The organism is Saccharomonospora halophila 8, assembly GCF_000383775.1.
Lineage (GTDB): Bacteria > Actinomycetota > Actinomycetes > Mycobacteriales > Pseudonocardiaceae > Saccharomonospora > Saccharomonospora halophila.
The window spans coordinates 2,336-8,608 of the sequence record NZ_KB912570.1 but is presented as its reverse complement, the minus strand read 5'-3'; the positions used below and the strand labels follow the sequence as shown (position 1 = coordinate 8,608).

Genomic DNA, 6,273 nt, shown 5'->3' with positions numbered 1-6,273 from the left:
AGGTCGGTGGCCGCCGCGATCAGGCGCAGCCCCGCCAGCACACCGTGCAGCTCGCCGCCGAACGGGTCCGTGACGTCGTCGGTGAACACCCCGCGGTGGCCGCCGGCCTCGAACCCCTGCACACACAGTGCGTCGGCGCCGACGGCGGCCGCCTCGCGGGCCTCGTCCGGTGAGGTCACGGTCACCACGATGGTGCTGCCCACCTCGTGCAGCCGGTCGACGTCGGACTGCAGCGGCACCCCGAAGGTGAAGGAGACCACCGGCACCCGGGCCTCGACGAGCAGGTCCAGCTTGGCCGCGTAGCCGTCGTCGTCCCAGCGCGGGTCACCGGGCTCGACGCCGTAGCGTCCGCCCTCGGCCCGCAGGCGGGCCGTGTACGGGGACAGGTCCACAGTAGACCTGATCCCGGGGACGAACAGGTTCACACCGAAGGCGTCGTCCGACAGACCGCGGGCGGTGCTGATCTGGTCGGCCAGGGCCGCGGCGCTGAGGTAGCCCCCCGCCAGGAACCCGAAGGCCCCGGCGCGCGCCGTGGCGGCGACGAGCTCCGGCGTGGACGGCCCCCCGGCCATCGGCGCGGCGATCACGGGCACGCGCAAGCTGTCGAACATGGGCCAAGCCTACGAATCGGCGCGGCCGCCGTGTGACGCGGCCACGGGTTCACGGGTCGTCTGCGGTGGGCGTCGGGGACGCGGGCTATTTCTTTCCCTTACCGCCCTTGCCCTTGTCGCCCTTGCCCTTGTCCCCCTTGTCGCCACCGTCGCCCCCGCCCGCGGACAGCGCGGCGACGAACGCCTCCTGCGGCACCTCGACGCGCCCCACGGTCTTCATCTTCTTCTTGCCTTCCTTCTGCTTCTCCAGCAGTTTGCGCTTGCGCGAGATGTCCCCGCCGTAGCACTTCGCCAGCACGTCCTTGCGGATCGCGCGCACCGTCTCGCGGGCGATGATGCGGCCCCCGACGGCCGCCTGGATCGGCACCTCGAACTGCTGCCGCGGGATCAGCTCGCGCAGCCGGTTGGTCATCTTGTTGCCGTAGGGGTAGGCGAAGTCCTTGTGCACGATCGCCGAGAAGGCGTCCACCGTCTCGCCCTGCAGCAGAATGTCCACCTTCACCAGGTCGGCCGCCTGCTGTCCGGCCTCCTCGTAGTCCAGGGAGGCGTAGCCGCGCGTGCGCGACTTCAGCGAGTCGAAGAAGTCGAAAATGATCTCGCCCAGCGGCAGTTGGTACCGCAGTTCCACCCGATCCTCGGACAGGTAGTCCATGCCGAGCATCTGCCCGCGCTTGCCCTGGCACAGTTCCATGACCGCGCCGATGAACTCGGAGGGCGCGATCACGGTGACCTTGCTGACCGGTTCGTGCACCTCGGCGATCTTGCCGCCGGTGGGCCAGTCCGAGGGGTTGGTGACCTGGAGTTCGGAACCGTCCTCCAGGTAGACGTCGTAGACCACGTTCGGTGCGGTGGCGATGAGGTCCAGCCCGAACTCCCGCTCCAGCCGCGCCCGGGTGATCTCCAGGTGCAGCAGGCCGAGGAACCCGCAGCGGAAGCCGAAGCCGAGCGCCACCGAGGTCTCCGGCTCGTAGCTCAGCGCCGCGTCGTTGAGCTGCAGCTTGTCCAGGGCGTCCCGCAGGTCCGGGTAGTCGGAGCCGTCCACCGGGTACAGACCGGAGAACACCATCGGGACCGGTTCGCGGTACCCCGCGAGTGGCGCGTCGGCACCCCGGCGGGCCGTGGTCACCGTGTCGCCCACCTTGGCCTGCCGGACGTCCTTGACACCGGTGATCAGATAACCCACCTCGCCGACCCCGAGCCCCGCGCACGGCTTCGGGTCGGGCGAGATGACGCCCACCTCGAGCAGCTCGTGGGTGGCGCCGCTGTGCATCATCGTGACCCGCTCCCGCGGAGTAATCCGCCCGTCGACGACGCGGATGTAGGTCACCACACCCCGGTAGGCGTCGTACACCGAGTCGAAGATCAGCGCCCGCGGCGGCCCGTCCGGGTCGCCCTCGGGCGGCGGTACCTGGCCCACCACCTGGTCGAGCAGCTCCGACACCCCCGCACCGGTCTTGGCCGAGACCCGGAGGACGTCGTCCGGCTCGCACCCGATGATGTGCGCCAGTTCGGCGGCGTACTTGTCCGGCTCGGCGGCGGGGAGGTCGATCTTGTTCAGGACCGGGATGATGTGCAGGTCCTTGTCCAGGGCGAGGTAGAGGTTCGCCAACGTCTGCGCCTCGATTCCCTGGGCCGCGTCCACGAGCAGGATGGCCCCCTCGCAGGCCTCCAGCGCCCGGGACACCTCGTAGGTGAAGTCGACGTGCCCCGGGGTGTCGATGAGGTGCAGCACGTGCTCACGGCCGTCCCGGGTCCACGGCAGGCGCACGTTCTGCGCCTTGATCGTGATGCCGCGCTCGCGCTCCAGGTCCATCCGGTCGAGGTACTGGTCCCGCATCGTCCGCTCCTCGACCACCCCGGTCAGCTGCAGCATGCGGTCGGCCAGGGTCGACTTGCCGTGGTCGATGTGCGCGATGATGCAGAAGTTCCGGAGGAACTCCGGCGGTGTGAACGTGGTGTCTGCGGACGGACGTGTCGGTGTCACTCGCTACCTCGGGCTCGCTCGCGGCTGGTGGCTCCATGGTCCCACGCCGCGCGCGGGCGGCTCGGCCGCCACCCCGCCTCAGTCCGGTCGGACGTCGGTCCGCAACGGGTGGTCGGGCGGAACCTCGACCAGCACGATCCGTGTGCCGTCCGGGTCACTGAGCCACGCCTCGTCCAGTCCCCACGCCTCACGGCGCGGCTCCCGGTCCGGCAGCACGCCCTTCTCCCGCAGCTCGGCGAGGGTGGCCGTGAGGTCGCGCACCTGGAGCCACAGCGCCACGTCCGTCGTGCGGGCCCCTCCGCCCCGCCCCACGATCTCCAGCAGCCCGCCGCCGAGGAAGAACACGGTGCCGCCGGGGAAGTCCCGGTACACCGCGAGGCCCAGCGTGTCGCGGTAGAACGCCGTGGTCACCTCCGGGTCGTCCGGGATGAGCAGCGTACGGCTGTTGAGCACGTCCATGGCGACCACCGTCTCACGGATGAGGGTCCGGCGTGTGGTGCCGAGGAGCGTTGCTAAACTGGCCGACTGTTGCCGTGTGGCATTCCGCCAGGGAGGAAGGTCGGCCCCGGGCCGGCGCCACGACGACGCGGCGACGCATTCCACGATCGAGAGGGAGCGACAGTGGCCAACATCAAGTCGCAGATGAAGCGCATCCGGACCAACGAAGAGGCGCGTCAGCGCAACCAGTCGGTGAAGTCGGCGACCAAGACCGCGATCCGCAAGTTCCGGCGCGCCGCCGACGCCGGCGACAAGGCCACGGCGGTGCAGCTGCAGCGCAACGCCGCCCGCGTCCTCGACAAGGCGGTGAGCAAGGGCGTGCTGCACAAGAACCAGGCGGCGAACAAGAAGTCCGCCATGGCCCAGCGCGTCAACAAGCTCTGACGACCGCCGCCCGGTTTTCGCGACCCCCGGCGACACCGTGGTGGTCACCGGGGGTTTCGTGTGTCCGGGGCGGCGGTCGCCGGGTGCGGAACCGTCGGGGTCGGTCCGGATCGTCCGGGCTCGGCGGGCATAGGGGCTCCGCGGTCGAAAGGGCTCAGCGGCGGCCGCGGGCCGCGACGACGTCGAGCACGGCGCGTTCGACCGCATAGTCCGCGTCGGCGGCGGCCCCCTTCACCTCGGCGTTGACCCGTGCCACGACCCGCATGGCCTCGGCGATCCCGGTGGAACTCCACCCCCGGGCCTGCTTCCGGATCTTGTCGACCTTCCACTCCGGTACCCGCAGCTCGGACTGCAGCTCCCGGGCGGGCCTGCCGCCCGCGGCGACGGCCACCCGGCGGACCTCCGCGGCCAACGCGTCCGCCAGCAGCACGTGCGCCACCCCGATCTGCTGTGCCCAGCGCAGCGACTCCAGTGCCGCCGCACGGTCCCCGGCGACGGCCTTCTCGGCGACCTCGAATCCGGTGACGTCGGCGCGGCCCCGGTGATACCGGCGCACCGCCCGCTCGTCCACCGAACCCCCGGAGTCGGCCACCAGCTGGCTCGCCGCCGACGCGAGCTCGCGCAGGTCGGAGCCGACGGATTCGATCAGTGCGGTCACGGCGGCCGCCTCGATGCGTCCGCCCGCCGCGCGAACCTCACCCCGGACGAACGCCTCCCGCTCCGCGGCCTTGGTGATCTTCCGGCACTCGGTCACGGTCGCGCCGGCTTCCCGCAGGCCCGCCGGCAACGACTTGGACGCCTTGCTGCGCCCGCCACCGCTGTGCACGACCACCAGCACGATGCCGTCGGCGGGTTGGGCGGCATGGCTCAGGACCGCGTCGGCGAGTTCGTTCGCGATCTCCTGCGCCGCATCCAGCACGATCACCCGCCCCTCGCTGAACAGCGAGGGACTGACCATCTCGGCGAGCTCCGCCGGGGTGACCTCACTCACCCGCGCCCGGGTCAGTTCCGCCGCCGGATCGGCGAGCCGGACGGAGTCGAGCACGGCGCGCACGGCCCGCTCGACGAGCAGTTCCTCCTCCCCGAGCACGAGATGCAGCGGCGCGGGAGTGGTGGACGGTGCGGTCACGCCCCGATCCTGCCACGTGTGAGGTCACCCTCGCGGCTGTGGCACGGGGTGAGTCCGCTGCCGTAGGGTGAGTCGCGATGCCACGCACCCGGAGCGTGGCACGCCGCATCCCGGAACACGCGGCGGACAACCGAATACCGCTCATCCAGAGGGGCAGAGGGACCGGCCCGAGGAAGCCCCGGCAACCGGCGTCGGCCCGGTGACTCGTTGATCCCGCGAGGTCCGGCCGACGGCAACGGTGCCAATTCCGACCCGCGCCGGCGGGACAGATGAGGAAAGGACCTCGCGATGACCAGCACGCTGACCACGGCCGCTTCCCGAACCGTCGACCTCGGCCCCGCCGCCGAACTGGTGTCCAAGGAAGAGGGCCACCGGCAGCCGCTCGCCCCCGAGTTCGTCTCGGCGGAGGACTTCTCCCCGCTGGAGGTCGCCTACGACTTCGGGCGGGTGCGCCGGGAGGACATCGAGGCCGGCCCGGACAACATCTGGCGGTACAAGAAGCTGCTGCCGGTCCCGACGAACGTCGAACGGATCCCGAACACCGAACCCGGTTTCACCCGCCTGGTGCGCGCCGACCGGCTGGCGCGCGCCCTGGGCGTGAAGCGGGTCTGGGTGAAGGACGACACCGGGAACCCGACGCACTCGTTCAAGGACCGGGTGGTGGCCGTCGCGCTGGCCGCCGCCCGCGAGTTCGGCTTCGACACCCTGGCCTGTCCGTCGACCGGGAACCTGGCCAACGCGGTGGCCTCGGCCGCCGCCCGCGCCGGGTGGCAGTCCGTGGTGCTCATCCCGTCGTCGCTGGAACGGGCCAAGATCCTCACGACGGCGGTGTACGACGGCGCGCTGATCGCGGTGGACGGCAACTACGACGACGTGAACCGGCTGGCGACCGAACTCGCCGCCGAGCACGAGTCCTGGGCGTTCGTGAACGTGAACGTGCGGCCGTACTATTCGGAGGGGTCGAAGACCCTGGGGTACGAGGTCGCCGAACAGCTCGGCTGGCGCCTGCCCGAACAGATCGTGGTACCCATCGCGTCCGGCTCGCAACTGACCAAGGTGGACAAAGGTTTCCGCGAGCTCGGTGAGCTGGGCCTGGTCGAGCCGACCCCGTACACGGTGTTCGGGGCGCAGGCGTCCGGGTGTTCGCCGGTGTCGACGGCGTTCCGGTCCGGGCACGACGTGGTCCAGCCGGTGAAACCGGACACCATCGCGCGGTCGTTGGCGATCGGCAATCCCGCCGACGGCCCCTACGTGCTCGACACGGTCCGGCGCACCGGCGGCGCCGTCGCCGACGTCACGGACGAGGAGGTCGTCGAGGGCATCCGGCTGTTGGCCCGGACCGAAGGCATCTTCACCGAGACGGCGGGCGGTGTCACGGTGGCGACGGCGAAGAAGCTCGCCGACGCCGGTCAGCTCGACCCGGACGCCGAGACGGTGCTGCTGATCACCGGGGACGGGCTCAAGACACTCGACGCGCTGGAGGACCACGTCGGCCCGAAGGCGACCGTGCCGCCGTCGGTGGACGCCGTGGACGACGCCCTCGGCGGCTGACGGCGTCGCGGCACGAACCGGTGCCGACACCGTGCCGACCTGCCGACCCGGTCTCCCCCGTCCCGGTGCCGTCCGGTCGACCGCCGGAGGGCGACGGCGCTATCCGTGGCCGCGCC

6 protein-coding genes and 1 riboswitch are annotated in these 6,273 nt (G+C 71.2%); of the genes, 2 read left to right on the top strand and 4 right to left on the bottom strand.

Annotated elements, in window-relative coordinates; all coding sequences use genetic code 11:
- From SACHA_RS26270 to SACHA_RS0116210, 3 genes are all read right to left on the bottom strand, one after another.
- Positions 1-611: nitronate monooxygenase (locus SACHA_RS26270; RefSeq protein WP_019811421.1), on the bottom strand; the 611-nt coding region annotated here is incomplete at its 3' end.
- Positions 612-696: 85 nt separating this feature from the next.
- Complete coding sequence (lepA, locus tag SACHA_RS0116215) at positions 697-2,595, bottom strand: translation elongation factor 4 (RefSeq protein WP_019811419.1); 1,899 nt, start codon at positions 2,593-2,595, stop codon at positions 697-699.
- Positions 2,596-2,673: 78 nt separating this feature from the next.
- Entirely contained in the window at positions 2,674-3,054 is a 381-nt protein-coding gene (locus SACHA_RS0116210) for a VOC family protein (RefSeq protein WP_019811417.1), read from the bottom strand.
- A gap of 162 nt (positions 3,055-3,216) precedes the next feature.
- Between SACHA_RS0116210 and rpsT the strand changes: the two genes are divergently transcribed.
- Positions 3,217-3,477 (top strand): 30S ribosomal protein S20, encoded by a 261-nt coding sequence (rpsT, locus tag SACHA_RS0116205; protein ID WP_019811415.1) that lies wholly within the window; start codon positions 3,217-3,219, stop codon positions 3,475-3,477.
- 154 nt (positions 3,478-3,631) lie between these two features.
- On the opposite strand, the gene holA is transcribed toward rpsT, so the two are convergent.
- Positions 3,632-4,606, bottom strand: coding sequence for a DNA polymerase III subunit delta (holA, locus tag SACHA_RS0116200; protein WP_019811413.1), 975 nt, complete (start codon positions 4,604-4,606; stop codon positions 3,632-3,634).
- A gap of 138 nt (positions 4,607-4,744) precedes the next feature.
- A riboswitch (SAM riboswitch) is annotated at positions 4,745-4,882 on the top strand.
- Between the two features lie 12 nt (positions 4,883-4,894).
- Between holA and thrC the strand changes: the two genes are divergently transcribed.
- Entirely contained in the window at positions 4,895-6,157 is a 1,263-nt protein-coding gene (gene thrC / locus SACHA_RS0116195; protein ID WP_019811411.1) for a threonine synthase, read from the top strand.
- The last annotated feature ends 116 nt before the right edge of the window (positions 6,158-6,273 follow it).

What these genes read in the sequence shown, in the direction of transcription:
- SACHA_RS0116210 (WP_019811417.1), bottom strand. Translation starts at nt 3,054, where the DNA reads ATGGACGTGCTCAACAGCCGTACGCTGCTCATCCCGGACGACCCGGAG.
- thrC (WP_019811411.1), top strand. Translation starts at nt 4,895, where the DNA reads ATGACCAGCACGCTGACCACGGCCGCTTCCCGAACCGTCGACCTCGGC.